Consider the following 22115-nt stretch of genomic DNA (forward strand, 5'->3'; position numbering starts at 1 on the left):
CCAAGCAGCTGTGAAAGCAACTGAGCAGAAATATACGGAAGAAGACTTTCGAAAAAAAGATACGCTCAATCACCTCATGATTGGTATCTTACGTTGTTATGGCATTTTAACATTAACAGAATTTGACATGTTATGCGAAAAATATGCGATAGCGATTCCTTCTATTGAAGAGTATTATCTTACTGCTTTATACTTACATCCTTATTTTTCCTTATATTCAAGACAGGATGGAAGCATGTTACTTGTGAACGAGGAGATTTTTGATTACATAGATCAAGTCATTGATATACAAAACAGCCATGTTTATTGCGTATGTGATCGAAAAAAAGATGAGCTGCTTGCGATTGGCACAACCGGTGTAAATACAAATCATCCAGCAATCAATACGCTATATAAAATATTATCAGAATCGACATTCACCTATATAGAAAATGGATTTTGGGCAGATTTTTTCTTTGCTGTACATACCTGTAAAGACCCAGCCAACCTCATACAATGGTTTGATGATCTATCAATTGATGACGATATGCTTGCATCACTTTCAGAAGCGGTTTTAGATGCTTATTTCAACACCCCTAGTGCTGCACTATTTGGCTGTACACCGATGGAATACATGGACTATATTAATGAACAAAGTCAACAAAGTATGCAAGGGAATGCCTCACTTGATGAAAATGACACAGCATTATTCTATGATATTTATTTAGCCTTGTTAGAATATACAAATAAGAAATATAAAATCGTGAAAGGATTGAAAAAAATCTATCACCGCAGCCATCTAGAACCGGAAAAAATGACAAAAATTCGTAATTTCTTATTTGAGCATCGAAACATCATTGATGATTTTATAAAAAAGAATCCTTTTCAATTCGATGAGGAAAAACTCGCTTTGATCAAAGACTTTAAATATGCGGTAAAAGGCATGGGTATCATTATAAAATATGAAGCAGATTATACTGTTATATCTATGCAAGATGACAATTTTTATGCCATCTTAGGTTTAACTACGAATATTGACGAGGTGATTCCGAATGAACAACTTCCTTATCCGGTGCAAATTACCTTATTGCCATGGCGCAATAAAATTATTTATGATGGCTTGCTTGAAAGCTATGCGATACAGGTAGGAAAGAATATGAAAAAGATGATTGCCGAGGAATTGGCAAATCATCACCTTATTACTAGCATTAAACCATTTCAAGCATAATAGAATCACCAACCAGTAAAAGGCTGTTCACATCAATAAACAGCCTTTTTATGTGTATCCTTTTGCTAATTTTCTTCACTTAATAATTTTTTAATCTTATGAACAATAACGGAAACACAAGCCGTATTACATTTCACACAGCTTATGTTCTCTAATATTCCTATGCTCTATCTATCCTGTACCGCTTTGACAATTGCCTTTGCGTTGATGCCATACTTTTCAAATAAAGCTTGTGCATCGCCACTTTCTCCAAAGGTATCCTGTACACCGATATGTTTTACAACACAGGCATCCGCACTGCTTGCCACAACATCCGATACTGCACTTCCTAAACCGCCAATCACACTATGCTCTTCACAAGTGATGATCGTATCATGGGTTTTTGCCAATTCTTTTATTAAGGCGGTATCTAATGGTTTTATGGTTGAAATGTTTACCACAGTAGGGGCTTCCTCCAACATAGCAGCTGCTTTTAAAGCTTCTTGTACCATCATACCACTCGCCACTAAGGCAACCTTTTTCCCCTTACGTAAAACATTGCCTTTCCCAATTTCAAATGTATAAGATACATCATATACACTCTCTACTTTGCCTCTGCCAAGACGTACATAACAAGGTCCATCTATGTTAGCTACTGCTCGAATGGCCTGTTTAGTTTCCTCTTCATCACAAGGCTGAATCACTGTCATTCCCGGAATCACACGCATTAATGCCAGATCTTCATTACACTGATGACTAGCACCATCTTCCCCTACACTTAGACCTGCATGGGTAGCGCAAATCTTCACATTTAGATGAGGATAACCAATGCTGTTACGAATTTGTTCAAAGGCTCTTCCTGCCGCAAACATCGCAAAGCTGGACGCAAAGACGATATACTTGCTTGCCGCTAAACCTGCCGCAATGCCCATCATATTTCCTTCCGCAATACCAACATCAAAATGACGCTGTGGACAAACCTTTTTCGCTTCGCTTGTTTTGGTACTTCCTGCCAGATCCGCATCTAAAACAACAACTCGCTCATTCTCTTGTATGAGCTGTGCCAACGCTTTTCCATAGGCCTCTCTTGTTGCACACTTTGCCATTATGCCTCACCTCCTAATTCCTTTATTGCTTGTTCATACTGTTCTTTATTGGGGGCTGTTCCATGCCAGCCTGCTTGATTTTCCATGAAGGACACGCCTTTTCCTTTCACGGTATTGGCAATGATGGCTGTTGGTCTTCCCTTATTTTCTCTGGCTTTTGATAAAGCCGATAAAATTTCATCCATTGCATGACCATCTACCGTCAACACATGGAAATGAAATGCCCTAAATTTTTCTTCTAAAGAATCAACATTCATAACCTTTGCCACCTCACCATCAATCTGCAAACGGTTATGATCAACAATGACACATAAATTATCCAGCTGATACTGTGCAGCTGCCATGGCAGCCTCCCAAACTTCACCTTCCTGACATTCTCCATCGCCCAATAACGCATAGACACGATGATGGTTTTGGGCAAGCTTATTGCCCAGTGCCATGCCAACAGCTGCAGAGATTCCTTGACCTAATGAGCCAGTTGACATATCAACACCGGCAACATATTTCATGTTGGGATGTCCTTGTAATCGTGAGTTTATCTTGCGAAATGTCAATAATTCACGTTCATCAAGAAGTCCTTTTTCACACAATACCGCATATAACAAAGGAGATGCATGTCCTTTACTTAAAACGAAACGGTCACGATCGATGCTATTTACATTCGCTTCTGTGATATCCATCTCTTGAAAATATAATGCCGTCACAAGATCTGTTGCACTTAGACTTCCACCCGGATGTCCGCTTTGTGCCGTATAGACCTGTTTTAAAATATGCTTACGTATTTGTCTGGCATGTTCTACTAATTCCTGTTTATCCATAACTTACCTTCTTTCTTGTTGTCATGTTGTTATACATGTACTTCCTCATGATACACCTGTTTATAAAGGAAGAGCTGAAAGATGCTTCCAGCTCCTAAGATTATTTTTCAATGGCTTTACGAATACGGCTGGTAACTCCCTTTAGGTTGTAGCATTCGGCATACTGCTGTAAAGGACGTTTGATGTGATCAACAACAAAGCGCTGTCCATCAATATGGAATTTTGCCAAATTCGCATAAAGCTTCTGTAATTCTTTTTTTACATCTTCATCATTGAATGCATAATGACCGGAGATATCAAGAATTTCTAAGGATAATGCTTCATCTTTTAAGATATCCTCTACCTGTAGATTACGCTGTTCTCCCATCATCCATTTTCTCCAGCGTTCTGTTTTGATTGCTTTTACCAACAAGGTATTTCTTAAATCCGAAGTTTCATCAAGCAAACCTTCCTCTTTTAAGATTTTTTCCACATCACACAGCTTTAAGTAAGCACGGGTTTCTTCTGTACCATACTGTGGTGCTACATTGCTGGCAGTTACATTTGCCGGAATATGTTCCAGTAAGGTCACATCATCCAAATAATCCGCATTATGTTCCTTAAGTCCTACACCATATTGTTTCGCCATCTGTGCTAGGTCATAGGCGTTATGGAAATTATAGGTTCCTACCTGTTCTGTTTTTCTTGTTAACGTACCTGTCTGACCAACGATGAAAGTAGGCATTGGTAATCCTTTGGCAGTTAATTCTTTTTCCAGCTTTTCGATAAATTCATGATACTTCTCTGTCGAAGTTAAACCACCATTGGTTTCCTCTGTTCCAACTTCATAGCCAATTTCCGGTAAGCCGCGTTTTTTACGTTCTTCTTCACAATAGGCAATTAAATCAACCGTACGACTTAATACCACATCCAAAGGAATGACTTTACCAATTTCAAATGGGTCCTTCGTTGGGTCGATCATCAATAAATCAAAACCATTTTCAATATCAGCTAAGTAAGACTGACGAGCTAATTTCATTGCTTCTTCTTCTGGCAGGTGGGCATTACGCTCATTATCTCTTTGCCAAGGTCCACCATGATCACGACACAAATAGTACAAACCATCAAAGCCTACTTCATTCGCAACCTTGCGAATATCTTCATTAAAGCGTTTCTGATCCCAGCCATTCACATAGCCGCCACCTAACGCATCGGCATCTACCTGATTACGACTGGCAATGAACATCAAAGGGAAATCATAATCTCTGGCGATTTCAAAACTTGCCTGTAATAAATTAGGTGACATTGGCCCTATGCCTAATAACGTTGCACTATCTCCTGAATCTTGTAATTTTAATAGTCCTTCCACTACTTTTTTAATTGGTAACTTTTCCATATCTTTCTTCTCCTCTTTTTACCTATTTTGTATGTTTCACCGTTACGCTTGATAAGCATATGCTTATTTGTATAAATATGCTTTCCCAACGGTGTTTAACAGACGCATCTTATTAGCGATGACACTTCGCGCCGCCTGAATGGCCGAAGGAAATATCGCATTTGGCTCATATGCATCTGGATGAAGCGCTAAATATCTTTTTGTTTCAGTAAAGAATGCTGTTTTTACATCACTGGAAATATTGATCTTACAAATTCCTAAGGCGACGGCCTGAGCTATCTCTTCATCCGGATTGCTGCTGCCTCCATGTAATACCAAAGGGATGTTCACCTGTTCGCGAATGGCTTTTAATACATCCAACCTTAACGTTGGTTTATAATTTGTGGGGTAAATGCCATGGGCAGTACCAATCGCAACTGCTAAAGTATCCACACCTGTTTTATCCACAAATGTTTTCACCGCTACCGGATCACTATATTGAATGTCACTGACATGCTCCTTGCTAATCGCACCTATCGTTCCTAATTCAGCTTCCACGGATACATGCTGAGGCTTTACAAGCTCACAGATATCCTTTGTTCGCCGGATGTTTTCATCTAGAGGATACGAGGATGCATCGATCATGACGGAAGTAAAACCACAACGCAATGCTTGCAATATCTGTTGACGATTAGCGCCATGATCCAAATGGATGACACAGGGAACACTTGTCGTATGGGCAACCTCCAGAACCGTTTTCATAAAAGGTTCTTTCAAATAGGCAAGCTCATCAGGGTGAATCTCATAAATCACAGGTGCTTGTAAGGCTTCACTTTCTTCCTTCACAGCATTTAATATTTCCAGACTGCCGATGTTGAAGGCAGGAATCGCAAAATGATGTTTTTGTGCGATTGTTAACAGCGCTTGCATATTCATCAGCATATCTTTATTCTCCTTTTCGATTCCTATGAATTTCATTTTGTTTCTTTGCCTCATCTTCTAAATGATGAAGATATTGAACAATTTTCATGCGATACAAATGTCCTTTCAGAAAGCTTAGCAATCGAATACCGAAATGCACATCATGCAGTTTTTCTTGATAGATGATACAGGTATAGTTTTCATCCAATGGCTGTAAGCGATAAGAAATTGTCTGTGTATATTTAGGGTATTGGCTCTTTACCTTGTAATATTGTGCTTCCTGTAGTGCTTCTATTGTTACCGGAATGCGATATTCCTTATCATGAAACTTTAGCTTTTGAGTATACGAATAGCCCTGATGCAGCTGGGCAGGACGTTTAGCAAGCTTCACCTGTTGTTTGATATCCTTTTGTAGCTCTTTTAATAAAATGCGATAGATAGCTGCCGCATTTACATGGACATTTACTTTCACTTTCATATTCATCTTTCCTCATCACTTGGCTCTTAGGCAAGGATTACTTATTTTTTAAACGTACATACCATGAACAAATTTCCTTTAACAAATCATCTTGATAAGAGAAACCGCATATTTGATGAACCGCTTCGATGATGCCTTTTTCTTGAATGAGCATCTGCATCTGCATAGCAGCTTCATCCGTTTTTTCATCATAAAGCAAACCATACGCAATCGCTTGTACGATATGTTCATAAGGTAAGTGATGCGCTTTACACATACGGGCACTGCCACATAAGCGATCATCATAGCTAAGCTTACGCAGTGGATCTTTTCCTACCCGATAAACCGTATCCGGCATATCTCCTTTTGCTTTCGGAAAGACACTTAACTTATCCAACTGCTCTTCACTGATGGGATACTGTTGCAGGATACCGGCACGTATTTCTTTGGTAACTTCCTGAATAAAGGCTGCCCCATCTTCATCTTCCAATAGTTCATTAATGGTCGTATAACCTCGATACCAACCAAGATAAGCACTGGCCGCATGAGGACCATTCACAAGGAATACTTTAATATCTTTTAACATGGCGATATCATCACATAACTCTAACCACTCAATATCTGCGATATCAATCGTTAATGGCGGTTGTATCAATAAGGACAAGACTGCTGTTGAGCGAATGTTTAGCGAACGATGATCATCGGCATCGGTACTGCGGCGAATGATGGTATCCCGTATGACGACCTGATGCATAAACCAAGACAGTAGCTCTTCATTCATATCTTTTACAAAAGCATCCTGAATCATTGGTATCATGCCGTTTTTATTTGTTAAACAAAGCATGCTCAGCTTTTGATTGGGATTTGTCTTTGCCCGCATCTTAAAGATTTCTTTTACATATGCGATAGCCTCAGGAAAATCTTGGGGATAGATGCTAAGAAACAAGAGATCGGCATATACGATGGCATGGCAATCCTGTGGCTCTAGCAGGGTTTCATATGCCTCATAGCCGCTTACCTCATGTTCTTCTATGCACTCCTTGCGATAGACCTGCACATGGTAACTGCCTGTTTCTTTTAGTTTTCGGATAACACCGGCATCTTTATCTAAAAATGTTGTATGCCAGCGTGGTGCATTGGCAAGGGTTTCTCCAAGAAACCCCTTCCCCAATCTACCTGCACCAAGAATGACTGCATTTGCCATAAGACTTCCCTATTTCGTTTCTACCGCTTTGGCTTCTGCTTTCTTTTTCTTATCCTCTAAATTCGGTTTGATAAACATCAATGCAATGGCTGTCACAACGACACCGATTGCCATATCTAAGGTGTATAACAGCGGCTTGCTGGTAGCTGCTACAACGATCATACCGCCATGAGGAACATAACAGTCAATTGCATGCATCATTGCTAAGCCGGCACCTACCGCACTACCTAAACAGATTGCTGGCAATACATGTTTGATATCCTTAACAGCAAATGGAATTGCCCCTTCGGTAATACCAATCAATCCCATAAAGGCTGCGGTAATACCTAATTGTTTTTCAGCATCATCATATTTTTTACGTGAAATGAATGTTGATAAAGCTAGTCCAAGTGGAGGAATGGCAACCGCAACACGAAAAGCACCGTTTGGTCCATAAATACCTTCTGCCATCAATGCCATGGTAAATGCTGAAGCTGTCTTATTAATCGGTCCACCCATATCAAAGGCTGTCATCAATCCAATAACGATTCCTAACAGGATAGCGCTGCCGCCCTGCATATTGCTTAACATCGTGGTCAAGGCTTTCATCAAAGCACCTAATGGACCAACTAAGATATACATATAAGCTAAACAGCAAATCAGTGTTGATAGAATAGGAATGATCAAGACTGGCATGATGCTTTTAATGGTTGTGTTCACCTTCCATGATTTGATCCATTTGCATACATAACCAACAAAGATACCCATGATCATCGCACCTAAGAAACCGGTAGATACACTATTTTCACCAACGGGATTGTTAGCGATATAACCGGCAATCATACCAGGTGCTAAGCCCGGTTTCCCAGCTAGTGAATAAGCGATATAACCAGCTAGCATAGGAATCATCATGGCCATACCGGCAGAACCAATCGTATTCAAATTCTGCATGAAAGGATTGGTGACTTTCATACCTTCGGCACCGGCATCTCCGGTTGCTAAGGCGATGGCTAAGAAGACACCACCGATAACAACGGCTGGAAGAAAATATGAAACACCGGTATTAAACGCCTTTACCAAATCTTTTCCAATATTTTTAAACATAGGATTTCCTCTCTTTCCTCTTCTTTAGAGCTTTTCTGCCTGATCAATGATCTCAGCAGGATTTTTGATTACTACAGAAGGATCAATCGTGATGACCTTGCCTTCCTCTTCTTTTTCTTCAAAACGTTCTTCTCCTTCGATGCCGATGGCTACTGCCAAAATGACAGCATCTGCACTGGCGATATCATCTTCCTCCAGTTCATTTTCAATACCCATGCCCCCTTGGGTTTCTACCTTGTAGTCATAACCTCTTTTCTTACATTCCTGTTCAATGGCTTCCTGTGCCATGTACGTGTGCGCAATACCTGTGGTACATGCGGCAACGGCAACGATTTTCATTTCTTTTTCCTCCTATCGTTTATTCCTCTTCTAATACGGAAATACAGTCATAAAATGCTTCACTGGTTTTCGCATCTTGTAATTGTTGGCGAAAATCCGCTTTGATCAAATGGCGACTTAGCATTGCCAATATTCGCAAATGCTCTGCATTACGGCTTGCTAATGGAACTCCAATCATAAAGATCAAATTTACCTGTTCCTCATCCCATTGCAAAGGATGATTCAGCTTTAAACAAGCCACGAAGGTATCCTTAACCGCATCACTTTCGCCATGCGGTATGGCAACGCTGTAGCCAATGGCTGTAGATACTACTTCTTCGCGTTTCAAAACAGCCTCAACATAACTTTTTTTATCGGTAATCTTACCCGCTTTATCCGCAAGGTCCGCAAGATAAGAAATGACTTCCCTTTTATCTTGAAACTGTTGATCACTGACGTTTACTATCTCCTTTGTAAACACATGTTTCACCTCTTTTCCTTCGGTATGGCAACCATCACTTGCATACTCCCTTGCAAGGTGTAGCGCTTGGCAAGTGATGTGACAATGAGATTATCTCCCGCTTTGACATCCAGTGTTTCCTGCTTGGTTTCAAGTAATCCCTGACCCTGAAGAATCGTTAACAACGCATAGCTTTCATTTACGATGTCCACTGCTTCCTGTATTTGATATTGACGAATGGTGAAGATGTCATTGTCACAATACGTAATACAGGTAAAGGCTTTTTCCTTTTGTATTGTAGGAGTAAGTGGGGCATCTTTATGAGGGATGCATACAACATCTGCCGCCTTAGCAATTTGCAGAGGTCGTTTATTTCCGAAAGCATCTGTATTGTCATAATCGTAAATGCGATATGTGATATCAGAATTTTGTTGAACCTCATACACAAGCATTTTCCCTTCACAGCCATGTAAGATACCGGCAGGAATATACGCAGCATCTCCATCATGAATTGGTTTGCGTATTACCAAATCATCAATTTCACCCTGGGCAATACGTTGCAAGAAGGCTTCTTTGGTTTTGGCCGTATGCCCATAGATGAGTTGTGTGTTTGGTGCTGTTTTCAGATACAAACAGAATTCACTTTTTCCTGTGGCATGTTCATGGGCTTGAGCATAAGCATCATCGGGATGTACCTGTAAGGATGGAGAGGATGATACATCATTCATCTTGATTAACAAGGGAAAGTGTTCCTGTTTACTATTAGCAAACAACTCACGATGCTGTTCATACACTTCGCTCAAACGCATATCTTGAAAAGGTTCTTGTAAGATTCTGCTTTCTCCATGTTCATGGGCACTGATCATCCAATATTCACCAATGCGTTGATGGGTATCTTGGGCTAAACCCAAATATTCAGCAATCTGCGTACCGCCATATGCTTTCTCTTTCATCACGGATTTCAGTTTCAGAATTTCCTTGCTCATTGTCTTGCGCTCCTTTCTTACGCCCCTATTGTAAAAGGGGAAATTTATTTGCGAAATACCAACTCTTTTCTACAACTTCCGGAAATAAAAAAACACCGGCAATTACCGGCACCATGCTTTCCCCTATAGGGGAAAGATTTCAAGAAATTATGCTGTATTTATGCAAAAACTCCCTTTAAATGTCATAAAAAAATGTTATGATAGTGATACTGCACGTGTTCGTGTATCTTTTTTTCCACAACATCTGGAAAGAGTTTGCAATAGCCGATTCCAAGATTTCATCTTATGATATCTTAGGGATTTCTCTATTCCTTATTCTGAAAGGAGAATCACAATGAAATCATCGAAATTAACGCTGTTTCTTAATCTTCTGCTGGAAGAAGAAGACTTCCATAAGACCAGCTACTATGCCGAAAAGCTCATGGTATCCAGCAAAACCATCTCCAATTATATCAACGATTTACGCTACTATATGCGAAATCATCAGGTAGCGTTAATTTCACGCCATGGTGTTGGCATACGCTTAGAAGGCAGTATGGAAGAGCGCGCAAAGCTACGTGAAGCGATACAGCAGGATTTAGATGAAACACCCACAAGTAAAAATCGTCAACATAAAATTCTCGAAAAATTATTAATGAAAGATGAATGTGTGTCGGTGCGTCGTCTGTCGGATGCCTATTGTGTCAGTTCCACTTCCATCGTGAAAGATTTGGAGAAAATCGAACAGCATCTTTCGCAACAGGATCTTTATTTACAACGTGATAAAAGCGGGACCCGCATCATCGGTAAGGAACAGCGGATTCGCAGTGCCAAGCGGAAGTTTATTTTCAATGAACTCATGGCCTTGTCGCAACAAGATAAAGTCATTGACCGCAAGACTTGTCAAGCAATCTTATCTCGTTATGTGGATGAAGAAAGTCAAAACATCAGTCGTCAGATGATTCAGATGGCACAGGATAAATTAAATTTTCATCTGGATACCAATTACTATAATCAGATTTTTGTCACCTATGCGATCTTTATCTCAAGAATTCGCAAAGGTTATGGGATTACAGAAGCACCAGCCCGTCCGGTTGTTACCGAACTGCATATATTAAAGACCTATCCTATCACAGAGGAGATTACCCAATGGTTAAAAGATGCGCATGGCATCACGATGAATGATCGAGATATTCGCTGGGTGAATGCAAGGATTGCCGGTGTGTATCATGAAGATCAAAAAGCTAAGGATGGCTATTCTCCTATCGTACAGGATATTGTGAATGAACTGATAACTTCCATCGGTGATATCTTCTCGGTAGACTTCATGTCTGATGAGCTGTTAAAGACAGGTTTATCTAATCATTTTGTCCCTATGATTGCCCGCTTAAAAAACAACATTAAGATTACCAATCCTTTTTTGCTTCAGATCAAGCAGCAGTTTACCGCCATGTTCAGTGTCATTTCCCTTGCTTCCAGCGTGCTGGAAAAGAAATTAGGGTATACCTTGTCCGATGATGAAATCGGGTTTATCCTCATTCACTTTCAGGCAGCATTAGAACGACATAACTTATCAAAAAAGATTGCCATTGTGTATAACTGCAACTTAGCGAATGCCTTATTGATTGAAAATCAGATTAAGATCAATCTGCCTACCTTTGATGTCATTGAATTAATCAACATCCAAGATTTGAAAGAAAAATACTTGCATGATTTTGATTTCATCATTTCAACGATGGAAGTATCAACAGATTTACCTTCTGTCGTCATTTCTCCATTAGCTGATAGCAATGATATTCAAAAAATTAAGCAGACCTACGATAAGCTGATACGTGATGTCAAGGAATCACGCTTTTATTCCCTGTTGCAAGCCATTAGCAGTGATACGATCTTAGTGAAACAGAAATGTAAATCAAAAGAAGAAATTTTAAAAACAGCAAATGATATCTTACGAAAAAAGGGATACATAACCGAGGACTTCTATCAAAGTGTCTTAAATCGTGAAAAGATATCTTCTACAGAAATTGGCAATGGTATTGCCATTCCCCATGGACTTGATACTTTTGTAAATCATACCGCCATTGTTCTTATCACGTTAGAAGAACCTATTCTTTGGAAAGAAGATATGGTGCGTGTCATCTTCTTTACGGCAGTATCTTTTGAACAGAAGGAAATCATGAAAAAACTTTTAAAGGATTTGTATCATCTCATCAGTGCTAATGAATTTATAGAGCAGATATCCGCAGCGGAAACGTGTGAAGAGGTGCTAGGTCTTTTGTATGGTAAAAGATTATCGAAATAGTAAAAAGTAGTCACTTTGAAGTGTACTCAATTATTTGGACTTAAAGTAAATAGGCTAAATCAAGCAGTTACGAAGGATTGATTTCTGTATTGCACAGGAGTTAATCTTTTTCCTTTTGTTGTTATTCTTTGAGTATTCCTTTTTCTATGATCTTTAAGCGCTAAAAAACACTTGCGAAGTGCTGATTACATAAGACGGTCATACCTATTAAACCACCTACTGTAACAATGTCATCATTCTTATATAAATTTTTCTCCATCAGCATTCGCAAATGCAATGACTGCATACTTTATATCATCCACATATTCTCTTTAAAATTTAATGGTTCTACTCTCAATCATAAATATCCTTGCTAACATCTTGCTAACTATCTATCTAACAATCATTAGTAGCAAGAAAGCATGTTTTGCTTACTATAGTTATATGATAAATTGATTTTTTCTACTTTATTTACATAAAACATCATGATTCGATATTAAAAACTAATAAAAGTGAATTTTTTGTGCTTATTATCTTTGTAAGAAAAGAAGAACTATTTTAATCTTGCTAACAATCTATCTAACATTCATGCTAACAATTATTACTAGCAAGACTTTTCGTACCTCAAAATACACAACATAGTATACCCCCATTTCTATCTTTCCCATCATCTTTTTCGTTTCCTCTTACAGAATACTTGTACTTTTTTAATTGTACGATTATAATGAGCAAGAAAGGAAGGAACACAACATGACAGTACAAGATTTAGCTTCATTTCATGAAACCTTAAAACAAAATAACATACCCTTTTACACCGATATCTTCACAGATGATATATGGGGTGATATGGGTGTTGATACAGCATCGGTAAGTGTAACAGCAAACGAAGATAGCTGGCATATTCATTATATAAGAACACAAAGTGGCATTCCTTATATCTTTGCCGACTATGTAAGCAATATCGTAGATGAATACCATAAAGATTTATCCCATGAACAGTTCTATGATTACCTCAATCTGCATAATCTACAAAAAGCATTTGCTGATTTTATGCATACAAATCATGTATAAGCCTTGTGAAACATTAACATTTTATTTAACACGCAAGTTCTGCGTGTTTTATTGTGCTTTATCGATAAAGGTTGTTAATGCCTCCATCATGGTAAAACGTGCCTGTGATGTTCTGGCTCGCCATGCATAAACCAGCTTATTACGAATAGTTGTATGGGTGATTTTTTCTTCATAAAGAACACGATACTTTTCATCGAAAGGTTCAATTTTATGAACGAGTATTTGTATCATACCAGGATATTGCTTCTCCATTTGAAAAATACTTTGATTATCACATCTACGCAGACAACATAAGGTGCCATAGGAATCCTCAAAACAGAAACCTTCTTGAATATCCTCATAACGTAGATTCTTTTGATGTTTCTTCACCTCATCATAAAGCCCTTTTTTCAGGTTTTCAAAATAACGATTTACATCCATTGCTACAATTTTCACTACCCGCATAATTACGCTCCTTTCTAACAGCGAAATGACTCTTGAATAACAAGAGCCACTTCATCTATGCTTTTTTCAATTGTTCATAGTAATATAAGATGCGTTTGGTGACTTCATGTTCTTTAGCAAAACCAGTAAGTTTTACAATCGTCTGTAAGATACCTTCCTCATGAATGCTTTTTTGTAATACCACTGCTTGTTTATCTCTAGGCTCATCGTAGAGAAAACCATATGCCATCGCTTTGGCTATCGCGTCATAAGGCAATCCATGCGCATAACACATAGCAGCACTGCCGGCTAAACGATCACCTTTGGTCAATTTGCGAATTGGATCATACGCCACACGATAAATATAATCTACCATTTCACCTTTCGCCGCAGGGAAATGACTTAAGTTATACAACTGCTTTTTCGTTAGTGGATAATGCTGTAAGACACCTTCTGTTATCTCTTTTTCTACTTCCTTAATAAAGGCTGCCCCTTCTTCATCACTACTAATTTCATTAATAGTTTCATAGCCTTTATAATATCCCAGAAAAGCACTGGCAGCATGTGGACCATTTACCACAAACACCTTTACATCTTTTAATAGCTCTAATTGATCACATGTTTCCATCCACTCAATCGCTGATAGATCAACATTTAAGGGTTGCTGGATCAGTAAGGATAATACCGCTGTCGTACGAATATTTAAGGCCGCATTGCTTTGGGCATCTGTACTTCTTCGCACGATAGAATCGCGTAAGACAACCTGTTCCTGAAACCAGGCATGTGTTTCTTCTGGCAAATGTTCATAAAACATCTGCTCAATATCTTTCATTAAATGATTTTTATTTGTGATAAAGATCATACAAAGCTTCTTATCAGGCTGTTGCTGTTTTCTACGATACAGCCCTTCACAGACAGTGCATACAGCCTGCGGTATTTGTTCTGGGTAAATGACAAAGTAAATGACATCGGCATCGATTACACTTTCCATTGCCCCACTTTGTTTCCATGTATAAGCATCATAACCACGAACGCGATGCTCATCAATGCGTGTTTCGCGATGTACACACACATCGTAATACCCCTTATTTTTCATTGCCTCAATGACGTTTTCGTCAATATCTATAAATGTCGTTTTCCATCCTTCTGCATTCGCAAGGGTTTCCCCGATAAAACCCTTGCCTAATCTTCCTGCACCAATAATCAATGCGTGTTTCATATCGTTCTAAGCAGCTTCCTTATCTGCTTTTTCAACAATTGGCTTTTTTAATACATTTGCCAGTAAGGCTGTCACGATCGTACCGACGATAATAGCAATGACAAACCAAACTTTTTCATCAATGATCGGTAATACAATAGGTCCGCCATGTGGCGCATAATCCTTAACACCGGTAACTGCCGCAATAGCACCGCCAACAGCACCACCGGCCATAATGGATGGAATAACTTTTGCCGGATCTGCAACTGCCAATGGAATTGCCCCTTCAGAAATACCAATCAATCCCATGAACAAGGAAGCCTTACCTGCATCACGTTCTTCCTGTGTATATTTATTCTTTGATAATAAAGTTGCCAGACCCATACCTAATGGGGCAGTACAAATTGGAACCGCACAGATACCAAAGAATTCATAATGACCTTCTGCCATCATACCGATGGAGAACAAGCAAGCGGTCTTATTTACCGGTCCGCCCATATCAACTGTAACCATCATACCCATGATGATGCCAAGCACTACTTTACTGCCACTGGATAAGCTAGTTAAGAAGCTTTCGATACCGCCCATTGCCATACCGATTGGATTCGCTAAGATATACATATAGAAGATACATACGATAAAAGATGTCACAACCGGAATAATCAGAATTGGTACAACCGTTTTAATTAAGTCCGGATAATGAATTTTCTTCATATAACGTACGATATATCCAGTCATAAAACCTAACACCAATGCTCCTAAAAAACCAGTTTTTACCGCATTACCACCAATTGTAATTTCTGTGTTCGCAATATATCCGGCAACCAATCCTGGTGCTAAACCTGGTTTCCCCGCAATGGCATAAGCGATATATCCAGCTAATACAGGAATCATCATAAACAAACCAGCTGCACCGATTTCCTGTACATGCAATAGAAATTCGTTTTTGATTACCATACCTTCACCTGCCACGGCTGTACCACCAAAAGCAATAGAACCGGCATAGAAGATACCACCGATAACCGTCATTGGAATCATGTAAGACATACCTGTCATCAGATAATTCTTAATTTTCTTAAAATCAACACTCATAGTTTCACTCTCCTCTTTTCTTTATTATGTTGCTTACTTTACTGCTTCTTCTAACTTCATGATTGCGGCCTGCGGATTTTTAATCGCATCCGCCACATCAATCTCAACAACAATTTTGTCTTCAAAACGTTCCATACCTTCTACAGCACAACCAACCGCGATTAATACAACATCCGCCGTTTCCACTTCATCTTCAGTGATTTCATTTTCAGCACCCATCGCACCTTGCGTTTCTAATTTAATTTCATGTCCCCTTTTACGACCTGCTTCTTCTAATGCCTCTTGCGCCATATATGTATGCGCAATGCCTGTTGGACAAGCGGTAATGCCAACAATCTTCATAGCTAATCTCCTTTCTCTGTTTCCAGTTTTTTCAAACAGTTGAATAACTGTTGTTCATTTTCTGCATGCAGAATATCTTCACGAAACTCCTGATGCATTAGATTTCTGCTTAACCAAGCTAATATTTGCAAATGCTCTTTTGTTCGCTTATTCTCTGGAACCCCAATCAGAAAGATCATCTTCACCAGCTCATCACCCCAATGCAGCGGAGCTTCTAAGGTAGCGACTGCGACAAAGGATTCTTGTACATCTTGACTGGAGCCATGCGGAATCGCGATATCATAACCAACTGCGGTAGAGAATTCCTCTTCCCGTTGACAAACCGATTGTTTATATGCTTCACCTCCTATCACTTTCTTACTTTCTATCGCTTTTTGAATCAAGAAATCAATTGCTTCCATTTTGGTTTGAAACTGTTTCTTGACAAACGTTAACTGCTGATCAAACATGTCGTTATTCCCCCTTCACCATGCCTGGCTCACTTACCAATAAGGAAAGATTTCCATCGATCGTATACTGTTTTGCATTCGAAGTGATAATGAAGCTCATGCCTGCACCGATACCATAAGTATCTTCTCCTGTAGTTAATGTGCCTTTGCCATCTAGTACCAAGCATAAGGAATATGTTTCATTTTCTATACACTCTGCTTCATGTATGCCATACTTCGTAATGCGGAAGAAAGCATTGTCGATATACTGTTGGATTTCATTTTGTCCATGCTCTGTAATTTGCGGTTTTACCATCGGTTCTTCGTGTGGGATTGTCACAACATCTAAGGCTTTTTCCAAATGCAATTCACGTGGTTTTCCATTGACATCTACATTATCATAATCATAAATGCGATATGTCACATCACTGCTTTGCTGGACCTCTGCCATCAGCATCTTTCCTTCTACGCCATGTACGACACCTGCCGGTGTATATACAAAATCACCTGTTTTTACCTCTTTACGTATGAGCAGCTCATCCCATCGCTTTTCCAGTGCCATTTTTTGAAACTCTCCACGACTTTTGGCACGATGTCCGCGTACTAATTTTGTTCCATCATCCACATCCAGAAATAAACAAAACTCAGCTTTCCCTAAGTCATGCTCATGTACCTTCGCATATGCATCATCCGGATGTACCTGTACGGATACCGGACTGGTAATCTCATTGATCTTTACCAATAAAGGAAACCGTTCGCGTTTATCGTGATGAAATAATTCACGATGCTTTTCATAAACCTCTTTTAGGCTTTGCCCCTCGCAAGCCGTATTGGTAATGATACTGACACCGTTATCATGAGCACTGATTGCCCAGTATTCACCAATTTTCTTATTCATCTCCTCTAAAAAGCCAAATTTTTTCTGGATGCGATTTCCTCCATAGATTTTTTCTTTCAATGGCGATTTTAGAAATAACACCTCATCCTTCATATCATCACTCTCCTTTGACAACTACATTATGTCATGAGAAACTTTTTTACGATATGCCAATCCTCTTCATAGTTTTTTGTAAGTCTTAGGACACATAAAAAACCGTCTGCTTCTTATATTTAACAAACACAAAAAACAAACGGTTAGCTTAAATGATAATACAAGGTGTAGCAAGACCATTTAAAGACTTCTGACAATTTCATAAAATGCCTTTTCTGTTGTACATTCACGTACGCGGTGAATCGTATCTTTGGATTTGATGAACTGATAAATATTGCTAATCAACTTTCTGGAACGTTCTTTATCCGCAAAATTAAAGGCCAGACAAATAATGATGTCTACTTTCTCTTTATCCCATACAATTGGTTTTTTCAATGTCATTACGAGGATCTTTTCCTTTTTCACATACTTTGAAATCCCATGCGGTATTGCTAAACCATTTCCCATTTCCGTAGGTGCCATGCGTTCTCTTTCTTTCATAGATGCCAAAAAACCTTCACTGACATAACCATTGTGCATAAAAATCGTATGAATTTTTTCCAAGACCGTGTCTTTATCCTCATAATCTTGTTTTAAAAGTAGGGTTTCTTTATCCAACGTTTCTAACAATAGATTTTTAACACTTTCTTTGTGCTTGCTTGTATCGGCACATATCTGATTAATTTTATGAACATCATATTCGTCCACCAGTGGCGAAATCAAAATAACAGGTTTTTTATCATAAGCAATCTCTACCGTGGATATGATAAAATCAAAATCATCAAGATAGGATAGTTTTAAATCATCTAAATTAAAGGTTTCGACAACATCAAAACGTGGCAGATTGCGTTTCACTCGATGTTCTACTAAATCCGCATTCGCACCGCTTGAATGAATTACAATGGCAATTTTCTTAGAAAGATTATAGCGTTCGATAGCAGCCTGTACATGGATTAATAGAAAACTAATTTCATCATCTGAAAGATGAATATTCAAAGAATTCTCAAAGGTGGAAGCAGCTAAGACCAATACACTAAACAGTGCCGGATATTGTGCTTTTATTTGCGGTAAAAAAGGATTGGTAATCTTAATCTTATTCGTAATGCGTGTCATCATAGGAACAACATGCTGCTGTAAACCTTTAAATAATTCCTCATCATCATTCAGATTTTCTCCTACTACCGCCGAAATCGTTTCTATGAATTCACTTAACTGACTTCTAATCTCTTCCGCCTTACGACTCACACTATGTATATCATTTTCATGATAAACACCGGATACCCGAGCATTCAGCCAACGTACATCTTGATCTTTTAAAGCAATCCCATAGGTATTCTTCAGCCATTGTGCCAATTCTAATGTCACGGGATAAGTTTTTAACCGATGTAGTTCCGATACAACAGGACGATAAGTTGTTTGTATTAAAAGATGTTCCTTTTCCACACGATCAAGAAAGATAGCAAACTGTATAAAAATCTGATAATAATACATATCATCCATTAGTTCACAAGAAAGTTTATCATTTACAAAGGTAATCATTTCTTCCGCAATTTCCATATATCTTTTCGCTACATAATTTGCCAAAATTGCTTTGCATGTTTTTAAATCATAGCTTTCCTTAGCAGACAACTTCTCTTTAAACTTTTCAAAAACATAGTTACGCTTTGCACTGCGAATGTGCTGTTCCTTTCCGCTCACATATGTACCACTCTTATCTCTTACTAAGAATAATTCATTCTTTTGCAATACCTTATCTACATATTCTAAATCATTGACGATACTGCTTTTCGCAACATCATATTTCTCTACCAGCTTGCGAACAGATACCGTTTCATCTTTCATCAAAAGATTTTCTAATAACTCTTTTCTGCGAAAGTCAGTGAAGTCCTGTGTTAAATATGTTTCTTCAAGATAACGCCGAAACACATCTCGCTCATCCTCAGCACCAACTAGCAAATACCCCTCACCTCTTCGCTTTTCGACATGAAGATCAAATGGACGAAGCTCATATTCCAGCTCCTTTAAATAATTGTAGATCGTCTTTGTGGATACCTTTAAATGTTGGATAAAGTATGCAATCTGTTTAGGTTCTTTTAAATCTAATAATAGAATATAAAAATTTTTAAGATTTTCATTTGCTGCCATTTTCTCACCATCTTTTCCATTTTATTGTATAAATTAAGCATTATTAAGATTAAATACCATTATAACGTATTTTTTTGTCTGTTAATATGCATATTCTTAGGTGTATGAAAAAACTTGGAATCTCATTACTTTGGAGTGATCTTTATCACACCAATGAAACTCCAAGTTCCTTTAACTTACATGAAATAAAATGTTAGATATGCGTTTTCCTCATCCTTTTCTTAAGCACGAACAATACTCCTGCACAGCCAATGATTGCAATTCCAATGAATAGTGCAATCCCTGTTCCTCCTGTGATTGGTATCCAGAAGTTCTTATCATTGTACACGATCATATGCACTTCATCACTTTCGCCTACTTCCTTCGTGATGACATATATCTGCTCATCTTCACTCTGCTCTGCTGCTTTCCCATTGACCTTCACAAGCAGCTTTCCTGTTCCTTCTTCTCTTGTGATCTCGATCTTGATGCTTTCTTCCAGCAGCTTATAGCCTTTTGGTGACTTCGTTTCTTTCAGATAATAGGTACCTGCTCGCAGCTTTTTAATCAACAAGCCTTCTGCTTTTCCGCTTGTATAGCTTGCGATCGCATTTTTCATCTCTGCATCGCTATACAAAGTAAACTCTGCTCCTTCTAAGGCTTCCTTATCACGATTCATTTTCTTTAGATAAATCGCAATTTCTTTTGGTGTATAAGCATTGGTAAATGAGAATTGTATCTTCTTATCAAGCTTTTCTTCTTGTACATTGGTAAGAATCTTATATTCCACATTCGTCTGTTTCTCTTCTACCTTATAAGTTTCTTTTTGTTTCAGCTCCCTGAATAGCGCGGTCTGATTTCCTTTTACCTGAAATTCACCCGCTTCATTTGTCTTATATGTACTCTCTGCATCACCTGTTGGAATGACATAGTTCGCATTCTTGACAGCTTCATAAACGTCCCCATTCTTTCTGCTCAACACAAAGGTGAACTTGATATCATCCATCGGTATCTCACCTGTTGTATTCTCAATCAGCTTCGTAACGGATAACGTTCCTTCTTCTTTCATCTCTTCATTCACAAATGGCAGTATTTCCACATTATCGCCTACGACCTTGTTCTCATAGCCTTCATTGCTTACCGGTGTCTTTTGGATATAGCCTGGTTTTACTATTTCCTGTACATTGTATATCGTTCCTGGTTCTATACCTAAGAACATAGCACTCTGATTCGCTTTCAAGGTGAAATGTCCATTCTCATCTGTTGTATAGGTTGCATCATCTACACGTTTTCCACTCACACTATCATACAGTACATATTTCGCATTGCTCCATGCCTTTTTTGTATGATCTGTTAATAAGAACGTAAATGTTTCATCCGATGTGTTCTTATCGCTCAATGTCTTATTGACCCCAAAGGAAGCAATCGCATTGGTATATTGCACTGCTGTTACCGGTGCCTGTGTCGCTCCGCTTTGTTTTACATCACCCAATACTCGCCAACCTTCTGCGTTTTCCTCAACGACCTCATAGTCCACATCTGCCTTGACTTCCTTAAAGACAGCACTCTGTCCGCCTTTTAAGGTAAATCTGCCGTTTTCATCGGTCCTTGCTTCTTTTACTTCTTCGCCAGTATCGCTATCCTTGATCGTATATGCCTCATCCGCATATGCTTTCCCTTCCAGCTTCAAGGTAAAGTGAAAGCTATCTTCTCCATCATATATATAACCTTGTGGAAAGGAGATATGCTTTGTCACGATCAGATCCGTTGTCTTCTGCTCGATATATGGCATATACAGATTCACAAATTCGACTCTGGCACCATCCGGCTGGATCGTACCAACCGCAGAGGTCCCCGCTGCCGGAGAAACCTGTTGAAAGTTTTCTTGCGGCAGCTCCAAGATCTCATAGGATACCCCATTACCAACATACTCAAATTTTGCAGTATATCCCCCATATAAGGTAAAGTTTCCATTACGATCGGTCATGAAAGGTATCTTATTGGTTGTTTCTGAAGATATCGTACCATCCTGATGATTGTATACCTCATCTCCGTTTTCATTGAACACACGGTATTGTTCCTTATTGGCAAGCTTTCCATTTAACTTTAATACGAATTTGAAAGCCACATCCTTTGGTACCTCATAGCGATCATCAGCACTTTCTACATGCTTGGTGATAAAGAGGTCAGGAGTCTTATTCTCTTCATTGGTAAAGGTCACTCTCGTTGTTTCCTCTGCCTGTATAGCTTGCGTACCTGCGACCATACAGAAAGCAGCAAGCAATAGTACGCTGATTCGTTTTATATATTTCAT

At 38.8% G+C, this 22115-nt stretch carries 22 protein-coding genes; 3 read left to right on the top strand and 19 right to left on the bottom strand.

Annotated elements, in window-relative coordinates:
- The first annotated feature begins 10 nt into the window (after positions 1-10).
- Positions 11-1207, top strand: coding sequence for a hypothetical protein (locus EDD61_RS10680; RefSeq protein ID WP_132225331.1), 1197 nt, complete (start codon positions 11-13; stop codon positions 1205-1207).
- Between the two features lie 167 nt (positions 1208-1374).
- Here the strand turns inward: EDD61_RS10680 and EDD61_RS10685 are convergent, their stop codons facing one another.
- The 10 genes from EDD61_RS10685 to EDD61_RS10730 all read right to left on the bottom strand — a co-directional run bounded on the left by EDD61_RS10685 (position 1375) and on the right by EDD61_RS10730 (position 9893).
- The gene (locus tag EDD61_RS10685; protein ID WP_132225333.1) at positions 1375-2292 is read right to left on the bottom strand and encodes a transketolase family protein; all 918 of its coding nucleotides are present in this window, start codon (positions 2290-2292) and stop codon (positions 1375-1377) included.
- The gene (locus tag EDD61_RS10690) at positions 2292-3110 is read right to left on the bottom strand and encodes a transketolase (protein WP_119983164.1); all 819 of its coding nucleotides are present in this window, start codon (positions 3108-3110) and stop codon (positions 2292-2294) included. The genes EDD61_RS10685 and EDD61_RS10690 overlap by 1 nt, the downstream gene beginning before the upstream one ends.
- A 100-nt stretch (positions 3111-3210) precedes the next feature.
- Complete coding sequence (locus EDD61_RS10695) at positions 3211-4485, bottom strand: class II D-tagatose-bisphosphate aldolase non-catalytic subunit (protein ID WP_132225335.1); 1275 nt, start codon at positions 4483-4485, stop codon at positions 3211-3213.
- 63 nt (positions 4486-4548) lie between these two features.
- The gene (locus EDD61_RS10700; RefSeq protein ID WP_165877208.1) at positions 4549-5406 is read right to left on the bottom strand and encodes a ketose-bisphosphate aldolase; all 858 of its coding nucleotides are present in this window, start codon (positions 5404-5406) and stop codon (positions 4549-4551) included.
- A gap of 4 nt (positions 5407-5410) precedes the next feature.
- Entirely contained in the window at positions 5411-5863 is a 453-nt protein-coding gene (locus EDD61_RS10705) for a DUF3284 domain-containing protein (RefSeq protein ID WP_008690384.1), read from the bottom strand.
- A gap of 37 nt (positions 5864-5900) precedes the next feature.
- The gene (locus EDD61_RS10710; RefSeq protein ID WP_132225339.1) at positions 5901-7046 is read right to left on the bottom strand and encodes a mannitol dehydrogenase family protein; all 1146 of its coding nucleotides are present in this window, start codon (positions 7044-7046) and stop codon (positions 5901-5903) included.
- A 9-nt stretch (positions 7047-7055) separates the two neighbouring features.
- Positions 7056-8129, bottom strand: a complete 1074-nt coding sequence (locus EDD61_RS10715) for a PTS fructose transporter subunit IIC (RefSeq protein ID WP_008690382.1) — start codon at positions 8127-8129, stop codon at positions 7056-7058.
- Between the two features lie 24 nt (positions 8130-8153).
- Entirely contained in the window at positions 8154-8468 is a 315-nt protein-coding gene (locus EDD61_RS10720) for a PTS fructose transporter subunit IIB (protein WP_008690381.1), read from the bottom strand.
- 19 nt (positions 8469-8487) lie between these two features.
- A complete protein-coding gene (locus tag EDD61_RS10725) occupies positions 8488-8928 on the bottom strand; it encodes a PTS sugar transporter subunit IIA (RefSeq protein WP_008690380.1) in 441 nt (146 codons plus the stop codon).
- A gap of 5 nt (positions 8929-8933) precedes the next feature.
- On the bottom strand, positions 8934-9893 hold the full coding sequence (locus tag EDD61_RS10730; protein WP_132225341.1) for a type I phosphomannose isomerase catalytic subunit: 960 nt from the start codon (positions 9891-9893) through the stop codon (positions 8934-8936).
- A gap of 334 nt (positions 9894-10227) precedes the next feature.
- On the opposite strand from EDD61_RS10730, the gene EDD61_RS10735 reads away from it, so the two are divergent.
- Positions 10228-12174 (top strand): BglG family transcription antiterminator, encoded by a 1947-nt coding sequence (locus tag EDD61_RS10735; protein ID WP_008690378.1) that lies wholly within the window; start codon positions 10228-10230, stop codon positions 12172-12174.
- A 160-nt stretch (positions 12175-12334) separates the two neighbouring features.
- Here EDD61_RS10735 and EDD61_RS14180 read toward each other — a convergent pair whose 3' ends face one another.
- Entirely contained in the window at positions 12335-12460 is a 126-nt protein-coding gene (locus EDD61_RS14180) for a hypothetical protein (RefSeq protein WP_257524875.1), read from the bottom strand.
- 443 nt (positions 12461-12903) lie between these two features.
- Between EDD61_RS14180 and EDD61_RS10740 the strand changes: the two genes are divergently transcribed.
- On the top strand, positions 12904-13224 hold the full coding sequence (locus EDD61_RS10740; RefSeq protein WP_008978088.1) for a hypothetical protein: 321 nt from the start codon (positions 12904-12906) through the stop codon (positions 13222-13224).
- A 48-nt stretch (positions 13225-13272) separates the two neighbouring features.
- Here EDD61_RS10740 and EDD61_RS10745 read toward each other — a convergent pair whose 3' ends face one another.
- The 8 genes from EDD61_RS10745 to EDD61_RS10780 form a co-directional block, all read right to left on the bottom strand.
- Entirely contained in the window at positions 13273-13668 is a 396-nt protein-coding gene (locus tag EDD61_RS10745; RefSeq protein WP_008690372.1) for a hypothetical protein, read from the bottom strand.
- 55 nt (positions 13669-13723) lie between these two features.
- Entirely contained in the window at positions 13724-14866 is a 1143-nt protein-coding gene (locus EDD61_RS10750) for a mannitol dehydrogenase family protein (RefSeq protein ID WP_132225343.1), read from the bottom strand.
- Positions 14867-14872: 6 nt separating this feature from the next.
- Positions 14873-15937: a PTS fructose transporter subunit IIC gene (locus EDD61_RS10755; protein ID WP_008690368.1), complete on the bottom strand. Its 1065-nt coding sequence runs from the start codon at positions 15935-15937 to the stop codon at positions 14873-14875.
- 33 nt (positions 15938-15970) lie between these two features.
- A complete protein-coding gene (locus tag EDD61_RS10760; RefSeq protein ID WP_008690367.1) occupies positions 15971-16279 on the bottom strand; it encodes a PTS fructose transporter subunit IIB in 309 nt (102 codons plus the stop codon).
- A 2-nt stretch (positions 16280-16281) separates the two neighbouring features.
- Positions 16282-16728 (bottom strand): PTS sugar transporter subunit IIA, encoded by a 447-nt coding sequence (locus tag EDD61_RS10765; protein WP_008690365.1) that lies wholly within the window; start codon positions 16726-16728, stop codon positions 16282-16284.
- Positions 16729-16732: 4 nt separating this feature from the next.
- Positions 16733-17698, bottom strand: coding sequence for a type I phosphomannose isomerase catalytic subunit (locus tag EDD61_RS10770; protein ID WP_132225345.1), 966 nt, complete (start codon positions 17696-17698; stop codon positions 16733-16735).
- Between the two features lie 180 nt (positions 17699-17878).
- Positions 17879-19822 (bottom strand): BglG family transcription antiterminator, encoded by a 1944-nt coding sequence (locus tag EDD61_RS10775; protein ID WP_132225347.1) that lies wholly within the window; start codon positions 19820-19822, stop codon positions 17879-17881.
- Positions 19823-20015: 193 nt separating this feature from the next.
- Complete coding sequence (locus EDD61_RS10780) at positions 20016-22115, bottom strand: MSCRAMM family protein (RefSeq protein ID WP_132225349.1); 2100 nt, start codon at positions 22113-22115, stop codon at positions 20016-20018.

It is taken from the genome of Longicatena caecimuris (assembly GCF_004341945.1).
Taxonomy (GTDB): Bacteria; Bacillota_I; Bacilli_A; order Erysipelotrichales; family Erysipelotrichaceae; genus Longicatena; species Longicatena caecimuris.